Origin of the sequence: Alteromonas aestuariivivens, assembly GCF_003367475.1 — a bacterium.
GTDB lineage: Bacteria > Pseudomonadota > Gammaproteobacteria > Enterobacterales > Alteromonadaceae > Alteromonas > Alteromonas aestuariivivens.
This window is the reverse complement of record NZ_QRHA01000001.1, coordinates 153,541-180,109: the sequence shown is the minus strand read 5'-3', so window position 1 is coordinate 180,109 and position 26,569 is coordinate 153,541. Positions and strand designations below refer to the sequence as shown.

General features: G+C 52.6%; 18 protein-coding genes. 11 read left to right on the top strand and 7 right to left on the bottom strand.

Annotated features, from left to right (window positions below; all coding sequences use genetic code 11):
- Positions 1–139: 139 nt before the first annotated feature.
- The 5 genes from glpK to DXV75_RS00695 all read left to right on the top strand — a co-directional run bounded on the left by glpK (position 140) and on the right by DXV75_RS00695 (position 8,508).
- Entirely contained in the window at positions 140–1,639 is a 1,500-nt protein-coding gene (glpK, locus tag DXV75_RS00715) for a glycerol kinase GlpK (protein WP_115591313.1), read from the top strand.
- 268 nt (positions 1,640–1,907) lie between these two features.
- Positions 1,908–4,676 carry a TonB-dependent receptor gene (locus DXV75_RS00710; protein ID WP_115591312.1) on the top strand — a complete coding sequence of 923 codons (2,769 nt, stop codon included), beginning with the start codon at positions 1,908–1,910 and terminating at the stop codon, positions 4,674–4,676.
- A gap of 64 nt (positions 4,677–4,740) precedes the next feature.
- A complete protein-coding gene (locus tag DXV75_RS00705; RefSeq protein ID WP_115591311.1) occupies positions 4,741–6,210 on the top strand; it encodes an SLC5 family protein in 1,470 nt (489 codons plus the stop codon).
- A gap of 6 nt (positions 6,211–6,216) precedes the next feature.
- A complete protein-coding gene (locus DXV75_RS00700) occupies positions 6,217–7,761 on the top strand; it encodes a tryptophan halogenase family protein (protein ID WP_115591310.1) in 1,545 nt (514 codons plus the stop codon).
- Positions 7,762–7,770: 9 nt separating this feature from the next.
- The gene (locus DXV75_RS00695) at positions 7,771–8,508 is read left to right on the top strand and encodes a SapC family protein (protein WP_115591309.1); all 738 of its coding nucleotides are present in this window, start codon (positions 7,771–7,773) and stop codon (positions 8,506–8,508) included.
- A 42-nt stretch (positions 8,509–8,550) separates the two neighbouring features.
- Here the strand turns inward: DXV75_RS00695 and DXV75_RS00690 are convergent, their stop codons facing one another.
- The 4 genes from DXV75_RS00690 to efpL all read right to left on the bottom strand — a co-directional run bounded on the left by DXV75_RS00690 (position 8,551) and on the right by efpL (position 13,054).
- Positions 8,551–9,567, bottom strand: coding sequence for a HupE/UreJ family protein (locus tag DXV75_RS00690; RefSeq protein ID WP_115591308.1), 1,017 nt, complete (start codon positions 9,565–9,567; stop codon positions 8,551–8,553).
- Entirely contained in the window at positions 9,564–10,436 is an 873-nt protein-coding gene (locus DXV75_RS00685; RefSeq protein ID WP_181898313.1) for a peptidyl-prolyl cis-trans isomerase, read from the bottom strand. The genes DXV75_RS00690 and DXV75_RS00685 overlap by 4 nt, the downstream gene beginning before the upstream one ends.
- 36 nt (positions 10,437–10,472) lie before the next feature.
- Positions 10,473–12,326, bottom strand: coding sequence for a DUF3604 domain-containing protein (locus tag DXV75_RS00680; protein ID WP_115591306.1), 1,854 nt, complete (start codon positions 12,324–12,326; stop codon positions 10,473–10,475).
- 152 nt (positions 12,327–12,478) lie between these two features.
- Positions 12,479–13,054 carry an elongation factor P-like protein EfpL gene (gene efpL / locus DXV75_RS00675; RefSeq protein ID WP_115591305.1) on the bottom strand — a complete coding sequence of 192 codons (576 nt, stop codon included), beginning with the start codon at positions 13,052–13,054 and terminating at the stop codon, positions 12,479–12,481.
- Between the two features lie 377 nt (positions 13,055–13,431).
- Here efpL and DXV75_RS00670 point away from each other — a divergent pair, with 377 nt between their 5' ends.
- Positions 13,432–15,564 (top strand): alpha-galactosidase, encoded by a 2,133-nt coding sequence (locus DXV75_RS00670; protein ID WP_115591304.1) that lies wholly within the window; start codon positions 13,432–13,434, stop codon positions 15,562–15,564.
- Between the two features lie 65 nt (positions 15,565–15,629).
- Here DXV75_RS00670 and DXV75_RS00665 read toward each other — a convergent pair whose 3' ends face one another.
- Positions 15,630–16,925, bottom strand: a complete 1,296-nt coding sequence (locus DXV75_RS00665) for an alpha/beta hydrolase family protein (protein WP_115591707.1) — start codon at positions 16,923–16,925, stop codon at positions 15,630–15,632.
- Between the two features lie 219 nt (positions 16,926–17,144).
- On the opposite strand from DXV75_RS00665, the gene DXV75_RS00660 reads away from it, so the two are divergent.
- A complete protein-coding gene (locus DXV75_RS00660) occupies positions 17,145–20,261 on the top strand; it encodes a glycoside hydrolase family 2 TIM barrel-domain containing protein (protein ID WP_245953072.1) in 3,117 nt (1,038 codons plus the stop codon).
- A gap of 46 nt (positions 20,262–20,307) precedes the next feature.
- Here DXV75_RS00660 and DXV75_RS00655 read toward each other — a convergent pair whose 3' ends face one another.
- A complete protein-coding gene (locus DXV75_RS00655) occupies positions 20,308–20,994 on the bottom strand; it encodes a FadR/GntR family transcriptional regulator (protein ID WP_115591303.1) in 687 nt (228 codons plus the stop codon).
- A gap of 228 nt (positions 20,995–21,222) precedes the next feature.
- On the opposite strand from DXV75_RS00655, the gene DXV75_RS00650 reads away from it, so the two are divergent.
- From DXV75_RS00650 to DXV75_RS00635, 4 genes are read left to right on the top strand one after another with little or no spacing between them, the layout of a single operon-like run.
- Complete coding sequence (locus tag DXV75_RS00650) at positions 21,223–22,227, top strand: LacI family DNA-binding transcriptional regulator (RefSeq protein WP_115591302.1); 1,005 nt, start codon at positions 21,223–21,225, stop codon at positions 22,225–22,227.
- A gap of 26 nt (positions 22,228–22,253) precedes the next feature.
- On the top strand, positions 22,254–24,020 hold the full coding sequence (gene aceK / locus DXV75_RS00645) for a bifunctional isocitrate dehydrogenase kinase/phosphatase (protein WP_115591301.1): 1,767 nt from the start codon (positions 22,254–22,256) through the stop codon (positions 24,018–24,020).
- Between the two features lie 43 nt (positions 24,021–24,063).
- Entirely contained in the window at positions 24,064–24,744 is a 681-nt protein-coding gene (locus DXV75_RS00640; RefSeq protein ID WP_115591300.1) for a response regulator transcription factor, read from the top strand.
- Positions 24,741–26,144, top strand: coding sequence for a sensor histidine kinase (locus DXV75_RS00635; RefSeq protein ID WP_115591299.1), 1,404 nt, complete (start codon positions 24,741–24,743; stop codon positions 26,142–26,144). Before DXV75_RS00640 ends, DXV75_RS00635 begins: the two co-directional genes overlap by 4 nt.
- Here DXV75_RS00635 and DXV75_RS00630 read toward each other — a convergent pair.
- Positions 26,119–26,514, bottom strand: coding sequence for a SpoIIAA family protein (locus tag DXV75_RS00630; RefSeq protein ID WP_115591298.1), 396 nt, complete (start codon positions 26,512–26,514; stop codon positions 26,119–26,121). The genes DXV75_RS00635 and DXV75_RS00630 overlap by 26 nt on opposite strands.
- Between the last annotated feature and the right edge of the window lie 55 nt (positions 26,515–26,569).

Genomic DNA, 26,569 nt, shown 5'->3' with positions numbered 1-26,569 from the left:
AGTTTTTTGTTGAGTATACCTGAATAGCCGGAACAAAAAACGCGGTAACGAACACAAAATGTTCGATATCGAAAATTTAATGTTGTTAATTTACTGTAAATCGTGCACTATCGCCCCTTGCGATACTAAGGAGGCCGTTTTGGATAAGTACATACTGGCGATAGATCAGGGCACAACCAGTTCGAGAGCTATCATTTTCGCTGCTGATGGAACAATCAAATCCATCGCACAGCAGGAATTTCCGCAACACTATCCCCAAGAAGGGTGGGTTGAACACGATGCCGGGGAAATCTGGTCCAGCGTTCTGACAACGCTTCGCGATGTATTCAACGAATCTGGCTTAACGCCGGCCGATATTGCCACTGCTGGTATAACCAATCAGCGTGAAACCACGCTCGTTTGGGACCGGAATACCGGCGAGCCAATTTATCCTGCAATAGTTTGGCAGGACAGGCGCACCTCGGCTCGATGCAAATCCATCAGCCAGGACAACGAGCTCACCTCCTATATTACAGAAGCAACCGGCTTGCTGGTTGATCCCTATTTTTCCGCGACCAAAATCCAGTGGATCCTCGATGAAGTTGACGGTGCAAGAGATAAGGCTGAACGCGGAGAACTGCTGTTCGGTACCATAGATACTTTCCTGATCTGGCGGCTTACGAAGGGGCAAAGCCATAAAACCGATGCCACCAACGCGTCCCGTACCATGCTTTTCGACATTCATCGCCAGCAATGGGACGAAAGGCTGCTAAAAGCATTTAACATCCCTGCCGCAATGTTACCCACCGTCGAAGACAGCGCTGCCGAATTCGGTAGCATTGATGCCGAATGGCTGGGACACCCCATTCCCATTCAGGGCGTGGCCGGGGATCAGCAGGCGGCGCTCGTAGGCCAGGCCTGCTTTGAAAAAGGCATGGCAAAAAGTACCTATGGCACCGGCTGTTTCATGATGCTCAATACCGGTGAAACTCCGCTAAAATCCAGCCACAGACTGCTGACCACCGTAGCCTACCGGATCAACGGTAAAACTCATTATGCTCTGGAAGGCAGCATATTCATGGCAGGTGCCACCGTGCAGTGGCTTCGCGACGGTCTGAAACTGCTTTCCAGTGCATCTGAAAGTGAAGCACTGGCTAAAAGTGCACGGCAGGACAGCGGAGTTTTTCTGGTTCCCGCCTTTACCGGATTAGGGGCTCCCTACTGGGACCCGGACGCCCGCGGCGCAATTTTCGGCCTTACCCGGGATACCGGAATCAACGAACTGGTTGCCGCTGGCCTGCAGTCTGTGTGTTATCAAACCAAGGATCTGCAAAAAGCCATGGAAAGTGACGGTGCACGCCCGACCACGTTACGGGTGGATGGTGGCATGTCGAACAACGACTGGGTTATGGGCTTTCTCGCCGACATTCTTGGTGCTGAAGTCGAGCGCCCCAAAGTAACCGAAACCACAGCATTGGGTGCCGCCTACCTGGCCGGGCACCAGGCGGGGATCTATGTTTCCGTTGATCAGGTAACGCGCCAGTGGCAATGCGAAACCCGATTCAAACCGCGCCTTAGTAAAGGTGAACGTGACCAGGCTTACGCCCGCTGGCGCGATGCGGTAGACCGAACTCTGAGCCGGTTAACCCGGCCAGGTTAATTTTTGGTCAATTTTTTTAACTAATTTTTTACTTAACATTGTCATTACAACCAAAAGTTGTGTTAGTATCTTGAAATCAGATAAGGAAAACGTTTAACCGAGCCAGAATTCTGATTTTAAACATATATTTCAATAACTTAAAAAAGCATAAAAACTGTTAGCGAAAAATGTGTGTGAATTTATTGTTAATTCATCCAGTAATCCATCAGCTTTGCATTATTTATAATATAAATAGGATAAATAATTGCCTGCACACGGAGAAAACACTATGACAAAAGCAACCATGTCGTCTCGCACCAACCCTCTGTCCAAACGCACCCTTGTGGGAATTGCGATTGCGTCAGCCCTACAAGCACCCGTTGCCCTTGCACAGACTCCAGCATCTTCCGAGAATGTTGTGGAAGTGATCGAAGTTCGAGGCTTTACCAGCTCACTGAAAGCTTCCATGCTGGACAAAAAAGCTTCCGACGTAGTTTCCGATGGCATCACCGCCGAAGACCTGGGTAAATTCCCGGATCAGAACGTTGCAGAATCACTGCAACGCATTACCGGTGTAGCCATTGACAGAAGCGGCGGCGAAGGTCAGTTCATTACCGTGCGCGGCTTTGGCCCTGAATTCAACACCGTACTGGTTAACGGCCGTCAGCTTGCAACCGAAAACCAGGGGCGTGCTTTCAGTTTTGATACTCTGCCTGCCGAACTCATCAGCGGTGCAAACGTTTACAAGAGCCCGATGGCTTCTATGCAGGAAGGCGGCATAGGTGCCACCGTAGAACTGACCACCGCTCGCCCTTTCGACTTTGATGGCTTCAAAGCTGCTGCCAGCGTAAAAGGTATGTACGAGGATGTTGCTGAGGAAGTGACTCCGCAGATGTCCGGCCTGGTGTCGAACACCTTTGCCGATGGCACCATTGGCGTATTGGCTTCTGCGTCATTCCAGCAGCGTAAATCACAAACCAATGTTCTCGAGACCCGCTACTGGCGCCCGGGTGTAAGCCTGACCAACCGCTCAGAACTGGATAACCCTGCGTATGCAGAGACTGCACAGTTCAATGACGTTTACGTGCCACAGAACTTCGACCAAATCGTTGACATGGCAGATCGGGAGCGCACAACGGCTACCCTGGTGGGCCAATACATGCCCAATGACAATATGACACTGACCCTGGACGGTATGATTTCCAAGTTTGAAGTCGACTCCGATGCCAGCAGCGTGGGCCACTGGTTCTCAGACAGCAACCTGGATAACCTGGAATTTACCGAAAACGGCAGTGTGGCCAGCATGGACAGCACTGTGGTTGGCGGCGTAGGTGGTGCTACTGACTTCATTCAGCGTCGCTACGGCCGTGATGTTACCATTCAGGCATTCGGTGCTAATTTCGAATGGATCATCAGCGACACCCTGTCCGGTGAGTTTGACATTTCTACCTCAACTGCAGAAGACAACAGCGGTGGAAGAAACTACTTCACTGTTGTCGGTTACAACAACGATTACAGCATTGATTACAGCGGTTCTGTACCGTCTCTTACCGTAAACGGTGGCTCAGAAGCGTTGCTGAACAAACCTGCAGGCCGCATGCACTACAACGAGCGCAATGGCTTTGATACCGAAGATACGATCAACGAATACCGCGCGGATTTCACCTGGATACCGGAAGAACTGACCGTATTCAGCAAAATGGAATTCGGCGTCTACTTCCAGGACCGTGAGAAGCAAAACCAGCGACGTTTTGCCAGTGCCTGTAACATTTACTGCGGTTATCAGTTCGACCTGCCAGACGATTACCTGTCTGAGTTCAGTGCACAAAACTTCTTTGGCGGCGTACCGAACCAGTGGCTGACTTACGACCCGGAAGCCTTCTTTGAGTACGCAACTTCCGACGCTGCGGCACAGCAAATTGCCGACGCAACCGGGCAGGCTCTGAGCGATGTTCAGGCTGCACTTGCTGCCACCAACCTCGACAACCCACCGCTGGGTAACGACTCATTCACCGTGAGCGAAGAAGTGTTCAGCACCTATGCACAGTTCTTCTTTGCGACTGAAGTTGCTGATATGCCTCTGGATATCAACTTCGGCTTCCGTTACAGCGAAACAGACACCAGCGTCAGCGGCATTGGTCAGATTGTAAAAGATCTGGAACCCATTCCTAATGACCCGTCCGACCTGAATGTGGTGTACGAAACGGAAGTGGGCGATATCATCGAAGAAAGTGCCAGCTACAGCAACCTGTTGCCTAACCTGAACGCTAAACTGGCTGTAACCGACGAGTTCATGCTGCGCTTTGGATTCTCCCAGACTCTTACCCGTCCTACCATGGGTGACATGGTACCGGTGTTCAACGTTACCGTGGCCCGTCCTAACCAGTTGCAGGCCCAGGCAGGTAACACCGAACTGAAACCATTCCTTTCCACCAACTGGGATGTTTCAGCAGAATGGTACTACGACGACACCAGTTACCTGGCGGCGGCCTTCTTCCAGAAAGAAGTGGAAGACTTCATTATCGCTACCGTTGAGTCTGAAACCCTGAACCTGGACAGCGGAGCCTACGACTTTGACGTTCGCCGCCCTCGTAACGGTGAAGTGGCCAATGTAGACGGTTTGGAAATTGCCTGGTTGCACACACTGGAAAGCGGTTTTGGTATTCAGGCCAACGCTACTTTTGTAAACAGTGATGCAGAATTTGATGCCAGCAACACAAACCAGATTTTCGCACTGCCTGGTCTGGGTGACTCACAAAACCTGACGGTATTCTACGAAAAAGATGCCTTCCAGGCCCGTGTTGCCCTGAACAACCGCGAAGCGTTCATGCAGGATCTGGTCAGCCCGCTGGGTGGTATCGAGCCTCGCTTCACTGACACCTACACTCAGGTGGATGTAAGCGCCAGTTACGACATCAATGAGACCTTCACAGTATTCTTCGAAGGCATTAACGTAACCGGTGAAGAACTGCATCGCTACGGTCGCTACCAGGAGCAGTTTGTGCAGCTGGTAGACGATGGCGCACGTTACGCTCTGGGCGTACGGGCTACTTTCTAAAAAAGTTAGTCATTAACAGGGGGCTCCGCGCCCCCTTTTGTTGTTTTCGAGTAAGGAGTTTCCTGTGTCGGGCACTGTTACCCAAGTCCTTGTTTTTATTATTGTCACAGCCTTAATTGGTTTACTGACCTATCTCAAATGTCGTGGTCACGGCCACAGTAGTTCCAGCGAAAACAAAGAATACTTTCTGGCTGGCGGCGGGTTGACCTGGATATTCGTGGCCGGCTCCATCACACTCACCAACCTCAGCACCGATCAACTGGTGGGCATGAACGGCAATCAGATGGCCTTGCTGGCCTGGTGGGAATTCGCTGCGGTTGCCGGGCTGATGATTCTGGCCAAGGTTTTTTTGCCGGTTTACTACCACTATCAGTGCACCACTACCACTGAACTGCTGGAAAAACGTTATAACAACAAACACATACGTGCTCTTATCGGCCTGCTGTTTTTCCTCGGCTCAAGCCTGATTTTCATGCCGGCGGTAATCTATTCCGGCTCACTGTTCATGATCAGCATGTTCGGCCTCGACCTGCCACTGATGTGGGTTGCCACTGCGTTTGCGCTTGTCGGCGCTTTGTACGCCATATTCGGAGGCCTTCGAGCGGTTGCGGTATCCGACACCTACTCGGGTGTATTGTTGCTGGCAATGGCCATTCTGGTAATGGTTCTGGCATTAGTTGCCATTGATTTTGACTTTTCCGGCATCCCTAAAGAACGCCTCTCCCTGATAGGCGACAGTGACTCCCCCCTGCCCTGGCACACCCTGCTTACCGGTATGATCTTCATCCAGACATTTTACTGGAGCACTAACCAGACCATTACCCAACGGGCCATGGCAGCTCCCAGTCTGAAAGAAGCGCAAAAAGGCGTGTACGCTGCGGCCATTATCCGATTTATCATTGTGCCTGCGATCATTGTGGTACCGGGTATCATTTCCTACAAACTGTATGGCGACATTAACGACGCAGCCTACGGCACCCTGGTCGGCGACGTATTGCCGGATTGGCTGTCAGGTATGTTTGCAGCAGCACTGGCGGCCGCCGTACTCACAACCTACAACAGCAACCTCAATTCCGCCACCGCCTTGTATGTGTGTGACATTCACGAGGCCTATATTAATAAATCTCCCAAGGTGGCCCGTCTGGGCGGCATCGTTACCGCACTGCTGACGATAGTATCTTTGCTGATGGTGCCGGTTTATGCACAGGCGGAAAGCATCATTAACCTGCTGCAACAGCTCTGGGGTTTGATGAGTATGCCAATTCTGTCTATTTTCATCGTTGGCTTGCTGTTCAACAATGTGAACCCCTATGCAGGGATCTTCTCGGTCATTTTTGGTGTCGCGCTCTATGCGTTTTTCAGTTTCGTCCACGCGCCGTTTGGCTTACATTACATTCACCTGATGCTGGTCACCCTGGTGAGCTGTATTACTGTAGCACTGACAGTGAACCGCCTTGTGTTTGGCCAATCAGCCCAATGGCGAGGCCGGTTGATGGGCCACAGCAACGTGGACAATCTAACCCAAGAGGCGTAATGGTGAATGGGCAATAGCGTCAAACACATTGTTATTGTGGGCGGCGGCACCGCAGGCTGGCTAACGGCCTGCCTGCTGGCTGCCAAACACCGCGGCGTAAAATCTGCGCCGCAAGAGATGAAAATCACCCTGATTGAATCAGACACAGTTGCACCAATTGGCGTGGGCGAAGGCACCTGGCCCACCATGCGGGCAACACTGGCCCGCATCGGCATCAGCGAGCAGCAGTTGTTTTCCCGCGCAAATGCCGCTTTCAAACAGGCCAGTAAATTTGTTGACTGGCATCGAAACGCCAGTGGCGACAGTTACTATCACCCATTCAGCGCTCCGCAGGGCTCTGCACGCATTGATATTACACCTTACTGGTTAAGCGGCTACGCCACCGGCAGCTACGCAGATGACGTGTGCTTTCAGCCACACATTTGTGAACTTGGCCTTGGACCCAGGCCGTTGCAGGACAACAACGGTCAAAGTGCCAACTATGGCTACCACCTTGACGCAGGGCTTTTTGTGCAGCTTTTACGGGATCATGCCGTTACACAGCTCGGCGTTCAGCATATTGTAGATGACGTGAACCATGTGGTGATGTCCGACAACCAGGGAATTGAAGCGGTACACACCAGCAAACACGGCCCGATCAGTGGCCAGCTGTTTGTGGATTGCAGTGGATTCAAAGGCCTGTTGATTGGCGAAGCGCTGAATGTGGAACTGCAGGATTGTTCGGATACCCTGTTTGCCGATTGTGCGCTGGTTTGCCAGCAACCTTACTCCGACCCGCATCAGCCCATAAAGTGTTATACCCAGTCGACCGCACAGTCTGCCGGCTGGATTTGGGACATTGGCCTGCAGAACCGTCGTGGCGTGGGCCACGTATTCAGCACCCATTACCTTTCCACGGACCAGGCCACGGCCCAGTTACTGAACTATCTCGGCGACGAAACAGGTAACACCTCCGTTCGCGAGATTCGTTTCTCCACAGGTTATCGCAAGCGCTTCTGGCACAAGAACTGTGTCGCAATTGGCTTGTCTGCCGGTTTTCTGGAACCTCTCGAAGCGTCGGCACTGATGTTGATTGAACGCAGCGCCACCTTGCTGACCGACCAGCTCCCTGCCACCATCCAGGTGATGAACAAGGTTGCCAGACGCTTCAACCAGATACTGGAGTACCAGTGGCAGCAAACGATTGCCTTTCTGAAACTGCATTATGTGCTCAGCAACCGGGACGAAGCATTCTGGCGGGCCAACCGCAATGAAGACACCATCCCTGCTCCGCTGCTGGATTTGCTGGATGAGTGGCGCTACCGCCCACCACTGGACAGTGATTTCAGTCATGTTGCTGAGGTGTTCCCTGCCCAGAGTTACCGGTACATTCTTTACGGAATGCAGGCAAGCACAGACCCGACGTTTCTGGCGCGGACACTTCAGGATACCGAACAGGCACAACGCCAGTTTTCCCTCAATCGCGTGCTTAGCGAACAGTTATCGAGAAATCTGCCTTCGCACCGTACCCTGATCGAATTCATTACCAAGAACAACAATAAAAATATGTGAGTATTTGCCATGTCCGACAACAGCACTCTAACCCCACTTAACAGCGAACAGCACCGCAATCTGGGCCTGCTCGAAGACAAGAGCTACGCTCACAGCGCCCACTCAGGAGCAGTTGCCATTGCATTCAGTGAACTCGCATCCCTGTCTGGCTGCATGCCAATCGTGGCACTTAAGGGCACCGACAATCTGCCCCCGGCACTGAGTGCTTTACTGGGGTTCGGGCCTGCACAAAACCTGTTTCACCACAGCGGACAATGGATGGGGCACGCTGTCCCCTTGACTATTCAAAGCTACCCGTTCCACTTCACTACCCGGCAACAACACACCCTGTTGTTGATTGACGAAAACGCGGGCTGCATCAATAGTGCAGGTGCGCCTCTATTTGGTTCTGACGGCAGCGCCATGCCGATGCTCAAAGGGTATCAGGAGAAAATTGCCCAGTTGTCCGGCGGCCTGAAAATGAGTGCAGCCTTTATTGCCGAGCTGCAAAAACTGGACTTGCTATCGCCAATTAGCGTCACCTGCACAGGCGCAGATGGGGAAACCCATACTCTCGAAGGGCTGCTTTCAATAAACGAACCCCGCTTTCAGCAACTACCGGCCGAAACACTGGTTTCGCTCCATGAGAGCGGCATGCTGATGGGAATTTATGCCATGATGTTGTCCCTTCGTCAGTTTAACCGTCTGGTGCAACTGAGCCAGAACACCGCCAGCCCGGTCAAAAAAATCAGTATCCGGAAAAATTAGAACGCCCACTCAATCTCTCCACCCAAAAAACGGGGTGGAGAGTTAACCAAACGGCGCGCCAAAGGTGTAAAACCAGCTGCGATCAAACACCCAATACATGGCCACACAGCCAATCACGTATGGCGGTACTCTGGCCGTCCATACGGGAAATTCAAGCGGAAGCTTCTTAACCACACTTCCAACCAGAAGCACTGCTGTAACGAAAAGCAACTGCCCTGCCTCGACCCCGACATTGAAGGAAAACAACGCCAGCGGCACTGCCGTTTGAGGCAATCCTAGTTCAGCGAGGGCTCCGGCAAATCCAAAGCCGTGCAGCAACCCGAACACAAAGGCAACCAGCCATGGCCAGCGTGCCGTTAGTGAGTATTCACCACGCTGTTTATGCAAAATTTCCAATGCCACCAAAACAATGCTCAATGCAATCACGGCTTCCACTGGCGGTCCGGGTAGCCTTACATAACCCAGTGTGGCCAAGGCAAGGGTAATACTGTGCGCGAGGGTAAACGCAGTGATGGTTCCGATAAGCTTGCGCTTACCCTTCACTATCAGCAGCAATGCGAACACAAACAGAAGGTGGTCGATGCCCAGCAGTATATGCTCTGTGCCAAGTGTAAGGTAAGTTCGAAGCACCTCCCCATCACCGGCTGTTGCGGAAATCTCGGTGGATGGGGAGTCAGCCTGCAGGCGACGCACAAATTCACTGCCATCGGCAAAATCAACACGAATCAGGGCGTCGGTGAAGGTCCTGCTGAGGCCATCAATAGTAACCCGGGCTCCGGCAATACCTTGCGGGCAAGCCATTTGCCAACGCCGCACATGGGCTCCCCCGACAAATGTGCCCTGTGGTTCGCTCTCTTTGCAGGGCAGGCCTTCAAAGCGCACGTTCAATGCCAGACGCCCGGTATCTCCCCGGGCAGGCACTTTCCACATTACCTCGTAATTTGAGGCAGACGTCTGGGTGATCTGTAAAAACGCTGGGCGCAACTCATGGGCAGTGGCGGCAAACGCAAACCACCAGCCTGTAACGAGCGTGAGCGCTACGCGGCCCAATAGCGTCATCCTTCGGAATCTTTCGGTTGAGGCCACTCTATAGTCACCTGGTATTTGCTCAAAAGTTCATTTTCAATTTGCTTGCGAAGTGTTGTACGCCGTTCATGTTCCCACTCCCTGAGCGCAGCGCTGCGTATACTGGCAAACTCCGGAAGCCGGGCGGGTGTGCGCTGGTCAACGCGAACCAGATGCATGCCATAGCCAGAACGCACGGGCTGGCTCCAACGTCCAACCTCAATACCAGCAATCGCTTCAGCGAAATCTTTCCCGAAGGTTGCGGATACTTGCTGCAAGGAAGCCCCAACCATCAATTCAGGCAACAGGGTTGGATGCCCCTTGGGCTGCCCGCCCTGTTGCAACTGCGCCAGGGCTTCGGTAAACACCTTCCCGGCATCTCCACCCAACTGGGATGGATTAAAGAATATCTGTCGAAAGGTTATGGTTGAGGGCTGTTGAAACCGCTCCACGTTCTGCTGCACAAACCTGAGCAACAGATCGTCACTGGGTTCTGCCGCAGCTAAATCGTCGGTAAGAAACTCCATTTTTTGCCTTAATCGGCGACGTATCAGGGTATCGTTGTGGTCCAGACCCGCTGAAACCGCCTCCCGGTAATAGATTTCCTCAAGCACAAAGTCATCGACCATACTTGTCAGCTCATCCTTTGTCGGTGCCCGCTGCCAGGTCTGCTCAAAAATGGCAGCAAGCTGGGTAAGACGCCCGGGTGTTACGTGAATAACATGCTCTTGCGATGTTCTATTTTCAGGATCATAGGCCTGGTAACAGGCAAAAATAACCCCTCCTGCCAGCACAAAGTGCAGCAGAGGGGCTTTAATCAGATAAATAATGAAACCGTATGCTTTAGAGGGCTCACCCTGCATGCTCATATTCCTTTAAAATGCCAGCTCCAATCAATATCAGGGGGTGTACCAGACCGGTGAAGTCCAGGCTCGCTCCTGAATGCTCACAGGCACATCCTCTGGCCGCTTTAGGTTATTGCGCACCGCGTCATAGGTTGACCAACGGGGAGTAGGAATTTCAATCACCCGTGCGTAATACAAAGCCGGAAGAGCCGGATCGAAATCCGGGTCACTCCAGATTGCCATCAATTCGGTTTCTCCTATGCTGTTGCTGTAGGTCGCTTCTTTTTCGTTAACCGTATTGCCTACCGCAGGTATGGTTCCATCCGGGCCGGGCATGCGATCATCCGAAAGCGCCACATCGTATATGCTATGCTGGGGCTGACCACTGTTGTCTACCCAGCCCTTGATTATCTGAATGCGGTCCAGATTGGCACCGTCTGCTTCCTTAAGCGCGTGAACAATAAGCGTCGGAGCTTTTCCTTGCGGCGCAGACACTAGGTCGCCCCCCATGGGCACGCCTTTTTGATAGGCAAGTCTGAGCCCTTCTGTTGATGTCAGACTGATTCCAGTTAAATCCCAGCCTGCAAACAGGCGAACCTTCATGCGCGGGCCTGAGGTAGCGAAAGTTTCTTTACTGCGAATCGCATTAAAAATTCCCTGCCTGGTGTTGGCAGTTGCCCACACACCTGCCACACCTCCGGAACTAAAGCTTCTGACCTGCAAAGCGCCTTTTTCGTCTACCCCGGGCGGACCTTCCAGACGATGCTTCGCAGTAATTTCAAATCCAAACTTTCCAGTGTAATTGTCTTCTTCGATTGACGCCGCCGCATTATGGGTGTCGGAATCGCCAATGAAACCAAATTTGAAAGGATTACCATTACCTTCCTGTTGAAGCTTCAGCCCGCGTATCAACGCCTCTCGGGCGTAGCCGCCCTGTTTGTTTCTGGGAGGGGTAGCCGTTGCCGCCAGGGTGTAATCCCAGATCTCAAAATTGCCAAACTCGTCGTTCGGATAAAGTGCCGGGTGAGTTTCCGATGTGCCCTTTATCTGTGTGAGTTCATACACTGGCTCGTTACGCATGCGGGTTGCCGCATATTCTGCGTCCAGATCGCTGCCACCGTAGGAGGCACCAATAGGAAACATGATGCCGTCGCTGGCATTACCATTGTGAGGAACTGCCAACAGGTCGTTACCTGCCGCGCGTTGCGCGTCCATCCACTTCCAAAGATCTTCCGGCTTGCTGGAATCCAACGCGGTAAACGGAAGTTCGGGAACTTTCGTTGCATCCGGAAAAATCACCACCCGATGCATATTCCGCCAACTCGGAGCTGAGGTCCATTCGTAGCCGGGCATGGTGGTAAATTTACCCGGTTCGTAGTGACTGTCAGCAATGTCAACCACCTTAGACCACACTGTACGGGCCAGTTTGGAATCACCCAGAATAGGATCTACATTTGGCGGATCACTGTACATACCATCACTGATTTCGCCGTAGGCAGCAAACGACTCAGCCGCATCGCCGCCGGTGATGGCCGCGGCAAGCGGGTGTTTACTCACAGGGCTTTGCGGGTCGGCCATCATCGGCAAAGCCCCCAAATACTCGGAATGATCAGAAACGATGTACCAGTCAAGCGGCACATTAATTTTGAGCGGAATGCCGTGCTCTTCATCGCCGGCAATTTCTTCCCCCTTGGCCCATCGGTATGCATCGTCCGGGTCAGTCCAGGCGCCGTTGATGTATCCATCAAAAGACCAGCTGGTGTGTACATGCAGATTGCCAAAATACACATCTTTAGTTGGGTTAACAGGGACTTCCTTATCATCACTGCTTGCGGCAGCGTTAAAGCACACGCCTACAATGAGCGCGCTTGCGAACGCCTTCAGGTTAGAAAAACGTATGAGTTTCATCGCGCAGTTTCCGGTTCTCGGCCACAGAGTGAAAAGTATAGTTTCTAATTCTAAAGGTGAGGAATTTTGAACAGGCTGTATGAGTAAAACTAACAAAAATTGGCTTGGGTGAGCACTTAAGCCGCCGCATTGCACGACGGCTTACTAACATGCTAGTGCTTGTCGGCGCGGCTCTGGAACTTGCGCTCCTCGGTATTCACCTTAATCCACTCTCCGGTGCTGATGTATTCAGGTACCTGCACAACCAGACCGGTAGAAAGGGTAGCGGGCTTGGTACGGGAAGTGGCCGACGCCCCTTTGATGGAGGGATCGGTTTCCACCACTTCCAGTTCCACGCTGATGGGCAAATCCAACGCCACCGGCACTTCACTGACAATAAGAACCTGTATGCCGTCAGTACTTTCGTTGATGAACAGCGCTTCTTCGGCAATGCTGTCTTTGTTCATGTGATAAGGGGTGTAATCTTCCTTATCGAGAAACACATACTCGTCACCGTCCATATAGGAAAACATCGCCGGGCGACGAACCAGATCCGCCATTTCCAGCATGTCGGAATCTTTAAAGGTTTCATCAAACTTTGCACCGGTCACTACATCGTACATGCGCATACGATAAATACTGCCGCCTGCACGCCCCTGGGGAACCGAGCGTTCAATGTCCCGTACAATACAGGTTTTACCGTCAAACACGATGGTGTTATTTTTTTTGATTTCGCTTGCCTTTGGCATGTGTTAGTCCTGCTATTAATGGCCCGCCCAACTGGCATCAAGCCTTTACGTAAAGGCCCTATTCTCCGCGATTTCACGCCAATGAGAAAGCCTGTTAGCGGGTAAAAATACAGATTTCAGCATCTGTGCCGACCAGGACAGCTTACACAGAGTCACACCTGGCTTACTTTAAGTAAATACCAGCCAGGAAATCATTTGCTCATTCACTCACCACCAGGCACGACAAACTCTAACAAAACCCTAACATTACCTCTTAACAACGTTAATTTCATGTTACGCTCTGGCTGCGCCGTTTTTGCGGTTTTTTTTATATAAAACATAAGACGTATTGATACTAACGAGTCTCAATTTTTACATCTGATCGTCAAGAGGTTTGAATGTCTTCACTGCCCCCCTACATACGTATACAAAACCAAACCACCAGCCTTGTTTTCGATTGCCACAGCCGGGTGCCAACGCTGCTTTACTACGGTAGACGTCTGGCAGATAACAGCACCGAGGACATGCTTGCGCTGCTAGCCACCCGTCAGGAAGCCAAGTGTTCCCCGGCCATTGAACCCGATTTAAGCCTGGTTCCCACTCACGCTGATGGCTTCACCGGCAACCCGGGCGTTCTGCTTGCCGGTAAGGGCGATGAATGGGCCGCTGGGTTTGGTTTACAAAAAGTTGAGCAGACTGGTAATACTGTTAAGTTCAAGTGTGAAGACAGCCAACGCCAATTGCAGTTAGTTATAGAAGTCAGCCTGAATGACGCCAGCCCCATTGCCACATTCCAGTGCGAATTTACCAATGGCTCTGCAAACCCGGTGGATTTACAATGGTTATGTGCCGCCACTTTCCCGTTACCTGATCACATCAGTATGCTGAAAACCTTTGAAGGGCGCTGGTCGAACGAATTTCAAACCCGGAACCACGAACTTTTCATGGGCAGCTATGTGCGCGAAAACCGCCGCGGCAAAACCTCCCACGACACCTTCCCGGGCCTGATTGCCTATGCTCGTGGCGCAATGGAGCACAGTGGCGAATGTTACGGCTTCCACCTTGCCACCAGCGGCAACCACAAACTTCAGGCCGAGCAGATGGCCGATGGCCGCAGCTATGTGCAAATGGGCGAGTTACTGTTCCCCGGCGAAGCGGTGCTGTCGTCCGGCCAGAGTTACCGGTCTCCCAAGCTGTATATTGGCTACAGCGAAGAAGGCTTCAGTGGCCTCTCGCGTCATTTTCACCAGTACATCCGCAAGAATATTCTGCGTCATTCCCCCAGCAGCAAGCCACGCCCCATTCATTACAACACCTGGGAAGGGATTTATTTTGACCATGATGCGGAAACGCTAAAATCCCTCGCAACCAAGGTAGCTGACCTTGGGGTAGAGCGATTCGTGCTGGATGATGGCTGGTTCAAGGGCCGCCGCTCCGACAAAGCCGGACTCGGTGACTGGGTGGTAGACGAGGATGTTTACCCACAGAGTCTGCAACCGCTGATTGATCATGTGAACCAGCTGGGCATGGAGTTTGGCATCTGGTTTGAACCTGAGATGGTCAACCCGGACTCAGACCTGTACCGGGCTCACCCGGATTGGGCATTGGCGACCGACGGCAACCCACAGGTACCGTTTCGCAATCAGTATGTGCTGGATCTCTCCAATCCAGAGGTGACCGACTACCTGTTTGAGGCAATTGACAAGATCCTGACCACCTACCCGAACATTCGCTACATCAAATGGGACATGAACCGGGACATCAATCACCCGGGCAACCATATGAACAAGCCTGCAGTGCATCAACAGGTCCAGTGCCTGTACAAGCTCATTGCGCGGGTGAGGACGGCTCACCCCGGAGTGGAGATCGAGAGCTGCTGTTCCGGTGGTGGCCGTATTGATTTGGGTATTTTGCCTTATACCGACCGATTCTGGACGTCGGACTCCAACGACGCACTGGACCGGCTCAAAATTCAGCAGGGTTTCTCTCTGTTCTTCCCTCCGGAGGTGATGGGTGCGCACGTGGGCCCGCGGGACTGCCACATTACCGGCCGCCATATTTCAATTGAAACCCGCGCCGCAGTGGCACTGTTTGGTCACATGGGCATGGAAATGGACCCCAGAGAACTGACCGACCACGAAGTCGGTGTGCTAAAAAGCGCGTTTAGCCTCTATAAACGCTATCGCCCGTTAACCCACAGTGGTGATTTATATCGCCTGGATGACGATGGCATGAACGTCAATTTTGGTGTGGTAGCCAAAGACAAAAGTGAGGCCCTGTTCGCCTACAACAGCATTCTGGAAACACCTCGCACCACACCGGGCAGGTTCCGGTTTGCCGGTCTGGATCCCAACAGGCGCTATACGCTGTCACGGGTGTGGCCACAGCAGCTTAAGGAATACTCACCTTCGGTGCTGAGTGTGGTGGACGGCAAAGTGTTCAGCGGCCAGTTGCTGATGCAGGCGGGCCTGCAATTGCCAGTGCTGTTCCCGCAAACTTCGCTGGTATTTGCGCTGACCGAGGCACAATAGGAGATCCAGAGCCGGCCCTGCGGTGGAACAGTCTGCCGCAGGGCCTCCATGGCCGTTAATGCGTATTAACGGGTTTTGCTTTTGTGTTCCATTTTCATGCCTAACCCGTAACGGTGATCGAACCCTATCCACGGCTGGGCCAGATTGCCGTACTCCCCGGCCTGATCGCTGTTACCTGAAACCTCTAAATACTCACAGAAATCTGCCAGTTTACGAACATGGCATTGCATCCACGCCAACGCAAAATGCTTGTTGATGTCATTGAGACTCTGGGATCGCCAGGCCGGTTCGAAATAATGGCCGATGTCCAGTTCATTGCCCATGGCTTCACGGGGGGCCGGATGGGGGGCAATGTTGTGTCTGGCATTGTAGTAAGTCAGCAACTGGCTGTCGGAAGAACCGGTTTGCTCGAAAAGCCAGCGAATTCGCTCATAGCCGGATATATCATCGTGATCACCCGCCACGTACAGCACCGGGAGGCGAATTTGCTGCATATCGGATGCGCTGAACAGGTCAGGCGTGCCGCCCCAGGGTGCCAGTGCCATCATGGCCTTCCAGCGCGGGTCAACCTCTGCGGATGATGCCTTGCCACCAGCACAGCTGTTCAGTTTACCGCGCAATACCTCGGCCGCCGCCGGATCCTGGGTGCCGGTAAATCGGCCCGCCGACGTCACGTCAAATGCGTAGCACCCTCCCACGGTATTTACAGCACCGAAGCCTCCCATCGAATAGCCAATCAGTCCTGCATCATCTTTGGCAACCACGGCTTTGAACTGAGTCAGATTTTGCACCGCATCCAAGGTGAACAACTGGTCTCGCGAACGGTTAAACAAGGTGCTTGGAAAACCGGCAAACGGCCCGCTTTCATGATCGATGTCTTCGTTGGTCGAGTCAGTATGGTCAATCCCTGCAACAATATACCCATGTGACGCAAGATGTTCACCCAGGTAATACATGATAGTGCGATAGCCGGTATAGCCATGGGAAAGTACAACCACCGGAAATTTTTGCGCTCCACCGGCCACCGCCACATCACGGCTGGCACCCGCTTGCACCGAAAAAACCCTGCCGCTGCGGGTCTCATTGATGTACTCAGCCGGTTGGGTCGACTCTGCCGCCGGGTACCATATTTCCAGTTTGAGGGAACGGTCCGTCAATTCGTTGCTGAATAACTGGGGTTGGTCAGTGTTGGTTACGGTAACCTCGGTTACACCAACCGCATATTGCCCCGAGGCACTCAGTTCGGGGGTCACATCGGCTGGCAATGGGGCATAAAGGCTTTGTGGTTCAGCAGCCTGAACATGGGTTTGGGCAGCAAGTAATATCAGGCAGCCGCAGATCCAGTATTTGGTATTTTTCATAAGCATTCCGTTTCCTTGTATATCGATTACCTTAAAACGTAACTCAATGACCCCGTTCAACCGGGTTTTACGGCACGATAACGCGGCCATTGAGTTTCGCCTCAGTAAAATTTATCCCACCTTCGCCGAATTTCAGCTTAAGTTAAACGTTTACCCATGTTAACATCGCTGCAATATTTTTATTAACTTTATTAACCAGTTTTTCAGAGTGTCACATTTATGGGCCAAGCACTGATTCGATTTTTGATGATTTGGAGCCTGGCCACAGGCTTGTACGCCGAAGAATTTCACGAGGACAAAATGAGTAAGCACCCCTGGGAAAACCCGACCATTTTCGAACAAAATCGCTTGCCTGCCAGAGCGCACTTTTTCGCTTTTACCCGCGATCCGGGCCAGTTTGTCTATTCTCCCTGGGAAAGCCAGGATTACCTTTCTCTGAACGGTGACTGGAAATTCAGCCTGGTGGCCAATCCATTCGAAGTGGACGCCAATTTTGCCAGCGCACAATTCAACGACAGTGACTGGGGAACGATTCCGGTTCCCGGTAACTGGGAACTCAATGGTTACAGCTACCCGAATTACGTGAATACTCTTCCGGACTTCGAACGGCAGGAAGAGCTGGGGCACATTTCCCACACCAACAACCCGACCGGGCTCTATCGCACCCTATTCACCCTGCCGCCGCAGTGGGCGGGCGACGAAGTGGTGCTGTACATAGGCGCGGTAAAATCTGCAGTCAAAGTATGGCTCAACGGCCAGGATGTTGGGTATTCCCAGGACAGCAAGACTGCGGCCGAATTCAACATTACGCCTTACCTGAAAAGTGGCGAGAACGTCATAGCGCTGGAAGTTTACCGCTGGTCGGACGGTTCTTACCTTGAGCTGCAGGACATGTTTCGCCTCAACGGCATTGAGCGGGATGTTTACCTTTACCGCCGCCCGGCCACTCACATTCGTGACATTCACACCACCGCCACACTGAGTGATGACTACCAGGATGGTATATTGAAGGTCAACCTTGATATACAGGGCAAGAGGAATGCAGAATCGGTCTCCCTGACCCTGTTCAACCCTCAGGGCAAAACCGTCTGGACCAAACAGCAAGCCTTGGCTGCAGGCGAGTTTGCAACCGGCACGATCATAAATGCGGTTGAGCGCTGGTCTGCTGAAAGCCCCACTCTGTATCCTTTGCGAATAGCACTGCTCAACAGCAACGGCGAAGTGGCGCAGGCTACCTGGCTGCGGGTTGGCTTTCGCCGCAGCGAGCTGAAAAACGGCAATGTGCTGGTCAATGGTCAACCGGTGCTGTTTAAAGGCGTCAACCGTCACGAGCATGACCCCAAAACCGGCCACGTGGTTGACGAAGCGTCCATGCGCCAGGATATGGCGTTGATGAAACAGCTGAATATCAACGCAGTACGTAATTCCCACTATCCCAACAACCCGTTGTGGTATGCGCTGGCTGATGAAATGGGCCTCTACGTGGTTGACGAAGCCAACATTGAATCCCACGGCATCGGCGTTGCTAACCAGGGCCAGTTCTACAAGCCGGAACAGCATATGGTCACCCGCCCGGAGTGGCAGGCAGCCTACATCGATCGCGTAAGCAATATGTATGAAGCCAGCAAGAACCACGCTTCTGTGGTGATCCTCTCGATTGGTAACGAAACCGGCGACGGCCCCAATACGGAAGTGCTCTACCACTGGCTGAAAGAGCGTACATCGCTGCCGGTGATGTCGGAGCAGGCGCAAATGAAGCCCCACACAGACATGTACGCACAAATGTACGCCAGCATTCCGCTAATGGAACACTTTGTTGAGCTGGGTAGCGATCGCCCGATGATCCTGTGTGAATACGAACACGCCATGGGCAACTCGGTAGGTAACCTGCATGAATACTGGCAGTTGATCCGTAAACACCCTTCCCTGCAGGGTGGGTTCATCTGGGACTGGGTAGACCAGACCATCACCACCTCCTCAGAAGATGGCGTTGAGTATCAAGGCTATGGCGGGGATTTTGAACCCCAGGGCGTATACCACGACGGTAACTTTTCGGCCAACGGCCTGCTTACTGCAGAGCGTGAATTTCACCCCCATGCCTATGAAGTCAGGCAGGTTTATCAGGATGTGGAAGTGCAGGCCGAAGCACCGGAAAGTGGTAAAATCGCAATCTTTAACCGCCGGTTCTTTACCGATTTGAGCGACCTGGCCCTCAACTGGACACTGGAAGCCAATGGCGAACCGGTAGCATCCGGCTCGCTAGACTCCCTAACCACAGGGCCGCGCCAGTGGCAAAACGTGCAGCTCGGCCTTCCCGCCGAAAGAGAGGCAGGCAAACGCTACTACCTGACCCTGCGCTTCGTGCAAAAGCAGGCCATCGCAGGCGTCGACACCGGCACCCTGATGGCGACAACGCAACTGGCACTGTCCTACGTTGCCGCCACAAAGCCGGTTGTAAAAAACGCGGCGCCAGAAGTTATCAATGCCGGCAACATCACCGTTCTGAAAGCCACCAACACCGAATACCACTTCGACAGCCACACCGGCTGGCTCAGCGGGCTAACGGTAAACGGGCAGCAAATCCTGGCCTCCCCCATGGTGCCCTGGTTCTGGCGAGCCCCCACGGACAACGATTTTGGTGAAGGATTTCCGGAAAAAGCCCGGGTATGGAACAACATTCACCAGCAGGCCAGCCTCACTCAGTGGTCGCTGGAAGAAACGTCTGATGCGGTGATTCTGCAAACCGAGCATCAACTGCCACCGGTAGAAAGCCGCTACCGCAGCAAATACACCCTGGGTTCTGACGGCAAGCTGACAGTGGCGGTTGAGTTTCTAGCCGCACCAAACCACTTCTACCCTGAGCTGCCCCGTTTGGGCCACCGCTTGCAACTGCTGCCCGCCTACAGTGATGTCAGCTGGTTCGGTCGCGGGCCGCACGAAAATTATTGGGATCGCAAGCAATCGGCGCTGTTTGGCCGCTACTCCATGCCAGTTGACGCTTTGTCACACGGCTATGTTCGCCCCCAGGAAAATGGCCATCGCAGTGATGTTTACGAAGTGACGTTCAGTGGCACCAATACACCGGCAGTCACGTTTGAAGGCGCTCCCTGGATAGGCTTCAATGCCGAACATCATGACAGTATGGATTATGATCAGTTTGAGAAAGCCGGCTTACACCCGCACGACATTCCCAGGCAGGATACTGTCTATGTGAACATAGATTACAAACAGCGTGGGGTTGCGGGAACCGATTCCTGGATGACAGCACCGCTGTTTAAATACACCCTGCCGTGGCGGGACTATCTGTACTCCTTCACCATTTCGCCCGGTCACTGATCAGGGCTTTCGCCAGGCTGGTCACAACATTTGAATTTGCTTGTGATCAGCCGTTGAGTAAATCAATAAGTTCGCTGAGCTGGGAGCGCATGGCAGCTTCTGCCGTTTTTGCATCGCCGGACGCAATGGCCTCATAAACCGTTTGGGCCTGTTTCAGATTGAGCTCCAGCCCTCCCCGGATCTTACTGGTGTAGCGTTGTGTTACCCGCAGCGCGGTGCCAACAAAATCTGAAAATTGAGCTAAAAAACGATTGCCGGATGCGTCCAGTATTGCAGTGTGAAATTCCACTTCAGCCTCTAATGGGTCGTCCAGACCAACATCGGCTTCATTCAGCCGAATCAGCGCCCGTCTGATCCCGGCAATGGCTTCTTCGTTACCGTTTTTGGTTGCCAGTGCAGCGGCCTGGGGCTCGATGACCACCCGCACATCGAGAAATTCTTTCAATAATTCCAGGGTAGGCTTGCTGACCAGGATCCATTTGAGCACATCACCGTCAAACATGTTCCAGTAGCGCTCCTCCTGGATACGGATCCCCTGCTTGGGCCGGGACTGAATCAACCCTTTGGCAGACAGCATCTTCACCGCCTCACGGGTAGAACTTCGGCTTACTCCGTACTGATGGCAAAGATCTGCTTCCGAAGGCAGAGCACCTGCGTACTCTCCTCTGACAATGGCAAGCCCGAGGGTATTGGTGAGGTTATGGGTAATATTCAGTGTGGTTGGGCCTAGCATGAGTTCATTATTGTTGGAATTTTAACGTGTCCAATTTACTGATATTTAGTAAACCGGAAAGCTGCTAGTGTATACACAAACACCTGGCGAATAAAAGTGTCTCGACGCTTGCCACTTACCCACAGCAAAACCAATCCACCCGCAAGTGCTCTGGTTTATTGCAGTTAATGGCGATTCGTTGATATAACTCTCTGCAGGACAAACACAACAACCCATGGGAACAGGATAATGGCCACCATAAAAGACGTCGCCCGGGCAGCTGGGGTTTCACTTGCCACGGTATCCCGGGTGGTTAACGATGGCCCTAAAGTGGGGGACGCCACCCGCGAGCGGGTCAAAAAAATCATGCAGGAACTGGGCTATCGCCCGAATGCCACCGCCCGCGCACTGGTGACACAAAAGAGCGCTTATCTCGGCGTGGTTATTGCCGACCTGCAGGCGCCTTTTTTTGCGTTACTCGCCCACGGAGTAGAAGTCGTCACCCGCAAGAATAATGTGCGCATCCTGCTGAGCGCCGGCTCGCTTGAAAAAGATACTGAATTACAGGCAATTGAAACCCTGCTGGAACACCGGGTTGACGCAATGGTGGTGCACAGTAAACTGCTGGACGATGAAACGCTGATCGACTTTGCCCGCCAGGTGCCCGGATTCATTCTCATTAACCGCTACATTCCGCAAATTGGCAATCGCTGCATCTGGCTGGATAACGTGGCCGGCGGGCGAAGCATGGCACAGTATGCCTATCAGCTTGGGCATAAGAACATTGCTGTCATCAGCAGCCGCATTCAGATTGACGACCCCCACCTGCGGGTTGCAGGCATAAAACAGGCAGCCGCAGAGGCAGGCAGGACCATTCCCGACAGCATGATTGAATATTCCAGCCCGGATCAGGAAGGCGGTGAACTGGCTACCCAGAACTTGATCGCTTCCGGCCAGCAGTTTTCCGTTATTCTGGCCTACAACGACGCCATGGCAGCAGGCGCCATGGCCACTTTGCTGGACCACGGCATCAAAGTACCCGAAGAGGTTTCGGTGATGGGTTATGATGACCTGGAGCTTGCCAAGTTTTGCCGGCCTAAACTCACTACCCTGCGCTATCCGATTGAAATGATGGCCAGCAAAGCCGCGGATCTCGCTCTGCGCTACGCTTCAGGAGAGGAGCCAGGAGAAGGACTCACGTTCAAATATACTCCGACCATTGTCAAACGGGATTCATTGATTGCGCTAAAATAAGTTCTGAAGCGGAGGAGCAACTGTGAATGGCTGACCACAACCACACCCGCCGGGTGGCCTACCAGATCCTCACCCACTTCGACCAGAGTTACCGCTGGTTCAGCCGCATCACAGGTGGTGCAAAAGAGCGTTTTGAAAAAGGCCTCTGGCAAGAAACCCTGACCGCTTCCAAGCAGCGCATTACCATATATGAACAAAGCCTGTCTGAGGCAGTGGCCGCTGTTTATCGGCAATTATCCATACACCGCAGTGATAATCGGTTCTGGGCCAGTCTCAAACAGGCTTATGCGGCTTTAATTGAAGGCCATCCCCAGTTTGAACTGGCAGAAACTTTCTTCAACTCGGTAATAGGGCGCCTGTTCAAGCATCAAAAAATCGATAATCGCTTTATGTTCGTGCTTTCCGACCGCTGCTTTCTGTCAGGCCAGGACCGGAATAATGTTCTCAATGCCTTTGATACCGCCACCACGGTAGGCGAAATGTATGAATCCGTGTTTCGCATTTACCGATTTAATATTCCCTTTGAAGACTACCAACGGGACCTGAACCATCTCGACATGGCGCTCCGGCGCAGGCTCAATCAGGATCAACTGGCTTCCGTCCATACCGCCGAACTGCTCAAACCCGTCTTTTACCGCGGCAAGGCAGCCTATCTCATTGGCCGAATTTGCATGCCAGATGAAACCCTGCCCTTTGTGATCGCGCTGCAAACCAACCTACAAAATCAATTGTTTGTTGATGCGCTGCTTACCGACCGCAAGGATCTGAGCATTATTTTCGGCTTTGCCCGCAGCTATTTTATGGCCGATACCCAATACCCCGGTGAGGTAGTGGCGTTTTTGCAGGAGTTGCTGCCAAACAAGAAATATTTCGAACTCTATATTGCACTGGGGCATTACAAACACGGCAAAACCGTGTTCTACCGCAACTACCTCCAGCATCTGGAATACAGCGATGATGAGTTTGAAGCAGCACCTGGCGTGCGCGGGCTGGTAATGATGGTGTTTCATTTGCCCTCCTACGGTGTTGTGTTCAAGGTCATTCGGGATGAATTTGCCGAGAGTAAAAAAATTACCCGGGAACACGTAAAAGACTGTTACCGGCTGGTAAAAATGTCGGACCGTGTCGGGCGTATGGCCGATACCCACGAATACGTGAATTTTCGCATTCCGCTTAACCGGATATCAGAAGACTTATTCAAAGAACTGCAACGCTCCTGTGCTTCCAGTCTGGAAACCGACGGTGACGAACTGATCATCCGCCACCTGTACATCGAACGTAAGCTCACACCGCTGAATCTCTACCTGCAACAGGAAACCGATCCACAAAAGATTCGCCATGCACTTAACGAACTGGGGCTGTGTATCAAACAAATTGCCATGGCGAACATTTTTCCCGGTGACATGCTGCACAAGAATTTTGGTATTACCCGCAACGGGCGGGTGATTTTTTACGACTACGATGAAATTTGTCTGATGAAAGAACGCAATTTCCGTGCCCTGCCCGTGTCCGACGACCCTTTTGCCATGGATACCCTGTCTGTCGCGCCAAACGATGTGTTTCCCCAGCAGTTTGAACACTTCATTGTCGGTAACCGTAAAATGAAGGCTATTCTAAAAGAACTGCACGGCGAGTTGATGACCCCCGAATACTGGCAGCAGGTGCAAACCCTAACCGCCAGTGGTGACATCCCCAACTTCACCCCGTACAACCCGGCCATGCGCTTTCCCCGCCCCCTATCGGAAAAAATAATATTGGGTAAAAGTGATCGCCTGGGCACCGAAACCCAGTAGTTAAAACATCCAATTACGGCAAAAAACATAATAAAATCAAATTATGAAAGCATTAATAATTGAAGATGACAGGGAAGTGGCCGCTTACGTCGCCAACGGACTGGAACACGCCGGGCATCATTGTGAACAGTGCCACAATGGCACTGAAGGGTTGAATCGGGCGCTGAGCGCAAGTGTCGATGTCATTATCCTGGATATCATGTTGCCGGACGCCACTGGAATGGAAATACTCACGGCAATACGAAACTCCGGTTTGCAGACCCCGGTGCTGATTCTGAGTGCCAAAAGCCAGGTGGACGACAAGGTTCTCGGCCTGCGCGCCGGCGCCAACGATTATCTCACCAAACCCTTTGCATTTGAGGAACTGCTCGCCCGAGTTGAAGGCCTGGCGGGGCGCCAGTCAGATGCTGAGCAGCCTACCCGCATCAGCGTGGGAGATCTGGTGCTGGATCGTTTAACCCGCAAAGTCACTCGTGGTAACACCGAAATTGAGTTGCAGGGCAAAGAGTTTCAGCTACTGGAATGTCTGCTCAAACACCGGGGTAAGGTGGTAACACGGAGCATGCTGCTGGAGTCTGTCTGGAATTACCACTTTGATCCCCAGACCAACGTTATTGATGTGCATATCAGCCGCTTGCGCCAGAAAGTCGACAAAGCTTTTCATGTACCTTTGATAGAAACGGTGCGGGGAACCGGTTACCGCATTGTGGAGCCGGATGTATGATCGCCATTGGCACCTTCACCCGTAGTTCCAGTTTTCGGGTCGGGGCACTTTTCACCCTCCTGTGCATCGGCACCATGGGGTTTATTCTGTATTTCTGGTCACTGGCTAGCAACCAGACCTTCCTTCGCGAAGCACAGGCAGCCCTGGGTGCAGAGCGTTATGCCATGCAGGCCATCTATGAGACAGGTGGAGAAACAGCTCTTGTTGCACGAGTCACTGAGCGTGCGTCAACCGCTGAAACACGCAATCTTTATGGTCTGGTTCGCAGTCACCGGTTAATTGCGGGAAACCTGAAAACTCTGCCGGAACTGGTGTTCAGCCCGTCGGCTGATTCCGCTTTGCTGGAACTGGATTGGGCAGCAATGACGACAGGCGCGGAAAAAAGTTTTGAGGGCCTTCAGCAGGTACTGGTAACCCGTGTTGAATTGCAAAACGGTGATGAGCTGATTCTGGGTCGAAACGTCGACGACCTGCACTATGCACAGCGGATTGGTCAAACCTTCAGTTGGGCCGTTGTGTCCCTGCTGTTGCTGATAAGTGTTGTCAGCTTTTGGGTTGCGCGGTACGTGGTACAACGTATTAACCGTATGGCCCATACCGCAGACAACATCATGCAAACCGGTGATCTCAGCCAGCGCCTTGAAATTGACAGCAATTGGGACGACCTCAGCAAACTCGCCATAGTATTCAACCGAATGCTCGCTACCATCGAGTCGTCTGTACAAAGTATTAAAACCGTGAGTGACAATATTGCCCACGATCTGCGCACTCCGCTGACCAGGCTCAGAAACACCCTGAGCCGCTTTCCCGCGGGCGAACAGCGCGAGCAGGCACTGTCAGAAGCCGATAACCTGCTGGCCATGTTTAACGGCTTGTTGCGGATTGGCCAACTGGAATCGGAGCAACAACGTCAGGGTTTTACCGCAATTGATTTGGACAGCCTGATACAGGATGTGATCGCATTATATGCGCCGCTGGCAGAGGAACAGCAGCTCAGTCTGACAGCAGAATTACAGCCCGTGCCTTACTTTGCCGACCCGGACCTGATGTTTCAGGCTGTTGCCAATTTGCTGGACAACAGTCTGAAATACGCCCCTGCCGGTTCACAAATCATTGTTACTCTGTCTCTCAGGCAGGACATCATCTGCATCCGTGTGGAGGATACCGGCCCGGGTATGAACCCGAACGACTTTCACCAGCTTACCCGCCGGTTTTATCGTGCCGATGCAAGCCGTTCTACCCCTGGCAACGGCCTTGGCCTTTCCATGGTTGAAGCGGTCGTTCGCCTTCACCACGGCCGCCTCTGGTTTGTCGATAACCCTCTGTTAACTGCATCGGGCTTTGGAGCGACCATTACGCTGCCCAGACGCTCCGTCAACGCTCCGGATTGTCCTCGTTAAGCCAGGCCAGTGCTTCAATTTCATCCTCAAAAAAGCGCACCTCTCCGGCAACGAACCAGCTGGCCAGGCTGGCGGTGGTCTTTTGCCACCTTTGATTGCCAACCACCGCAACCTTGTCCATCTGCCGCCCATGCTTCAGGCCGAGTCTGAAATCATCCCAGGCAGCCCGAAGCTCCCAGCCTTCAAACTCCGTCACGTCCACCAGCATTTTGACGTGCGGGTGCTGTACTTCGGCCAAGGCTCCGTCCAGCATTGGAGTGATGGTTTGATAATCACCATGAGTTAACTTACCTACCGCCTTGAACGTCACAAAAAAGGCGGTGTCAATTCGATGAATCCCTACAGTCAGGCCATGGCGCCGGAATGTCATAGTCCCCTCCGTATCACGCACAAACAGTTATGCAGACAGTATAGAAGGATTGCCA

Excerpts from the sequence above, each read along its gene's own strand:
- DXV75_RS00710 (WP_115591312.1), top strand. The coding sequence starts at position 1,908 with ATGACAAAAGCAACCATGTCGTCTCGCACCAACCCTCTGTCCAAACGC.
- DXV75_RS00700 (WP_115591310.1), top strand. The coding sequence starts at position 6,217 with ATGGGCAATAGCGTCAAACACATTGTTATTGTGGGCGGCGGCACCGCA.
- DXV75_RS00695 (WP_115591309.1), top strand. The coding sequence starts at position 7,771 with ATGTCCGACAACAGCACTCTAACCCCACTTAACAGCGAACAGCACCGC.
- DXV75_RS00690 (WP_115591308.1), bottom strand. The coding sequence starts at position 9,567 with ATGACGCTATTGGGCCGCGTAGCGCTCACGCTCGTTACAGGCTGGTGG.
- DXV75_RS00685 (WP_181898313.1), bottom strand. The coding sequence starts at position 10,436 with ATGCAGGGTGAGCCCTCTAAAGCATACGGTTTCATTATTTATCTGATT.
- DXV75_RS00680 (WP_115591306.1), bottom strand. The coding sequence starts at position 12,326 with ATGAAACTCATACGTTTTTCTAACCTGAAGGCGTTCGCAAGCGCGCTC.
- efpL (WP_115591305.1), bottom strand. The coding sequence starts at position 13,054 with ATGCCAAAGGCAAGCGAAATCAAAAAAAATAACACCATCGTGTTTGAC.
- DXV75_RS00670 (WP_115591304.1), top strand. The coding sequence starts at position 13,432 with ATGTCTTCACTGCCCCCCTACATACGTATACAAAACCAAACCACCAGC.
- DXV75_RS00665 (WP_115591707.1), bottom strand. The coding sequence starts at position 16,925 with ATGAAAAATACCAAATACTGGATCTGCGGCTGCCTGATATTACTTGCT.
- DXV75_RS00660 (WP_245953072.1), top strand. The coding sequence starts at position 17,145 with ATGGGCCAAGCACTGATTCGATTTTTGATGATTTGGAGCCTGGCCACA.
- DXV75_RS00655 (WP_115591303.1), bottom strand. The coding sequence starts at position 20,994 with ATGCTAGGCCCAACCACACTGAATATTACCCATAACCTCACCAATACC.
- DXV75_RS00650 (WP_115591302.1), top strand. The coding sequence starts at position 21,223 with ATGGCCACCATAAAAGACGTCGCCCGGGCAGCTGGGGTTTCACTTGCC.
- aceK (WP_115591301.1), top strand. The coding sequence starts at position 22,254 with ATGGCTGACCACAACCACACCCGCCGGGTGGCCTACCAGATCCTCACC.
- DXV75_RS00640 (WP_115591300.1), top strand. The coding sequence starts at position 24,064 with ATGAAAGCATTAATAATTGAAGATGACAGGGAAGTGGCCGCTTACGTC.
- DXV75_RS00635 (WP_115591299.1), top strand. The coding sequence starts at position 24,741 with ATGATCGCCATTGGCACCTTCACCCGTAGTTCCAGTTTTCGGGTCGGG.
- DXV75_RS00630 (WP_115591298.1), bottom strand. The coding sequence starts at position 26,514 with ATGACATTCCGGCGCCATGGCCTGACTGTAGGGATTCATCGAATTGAC.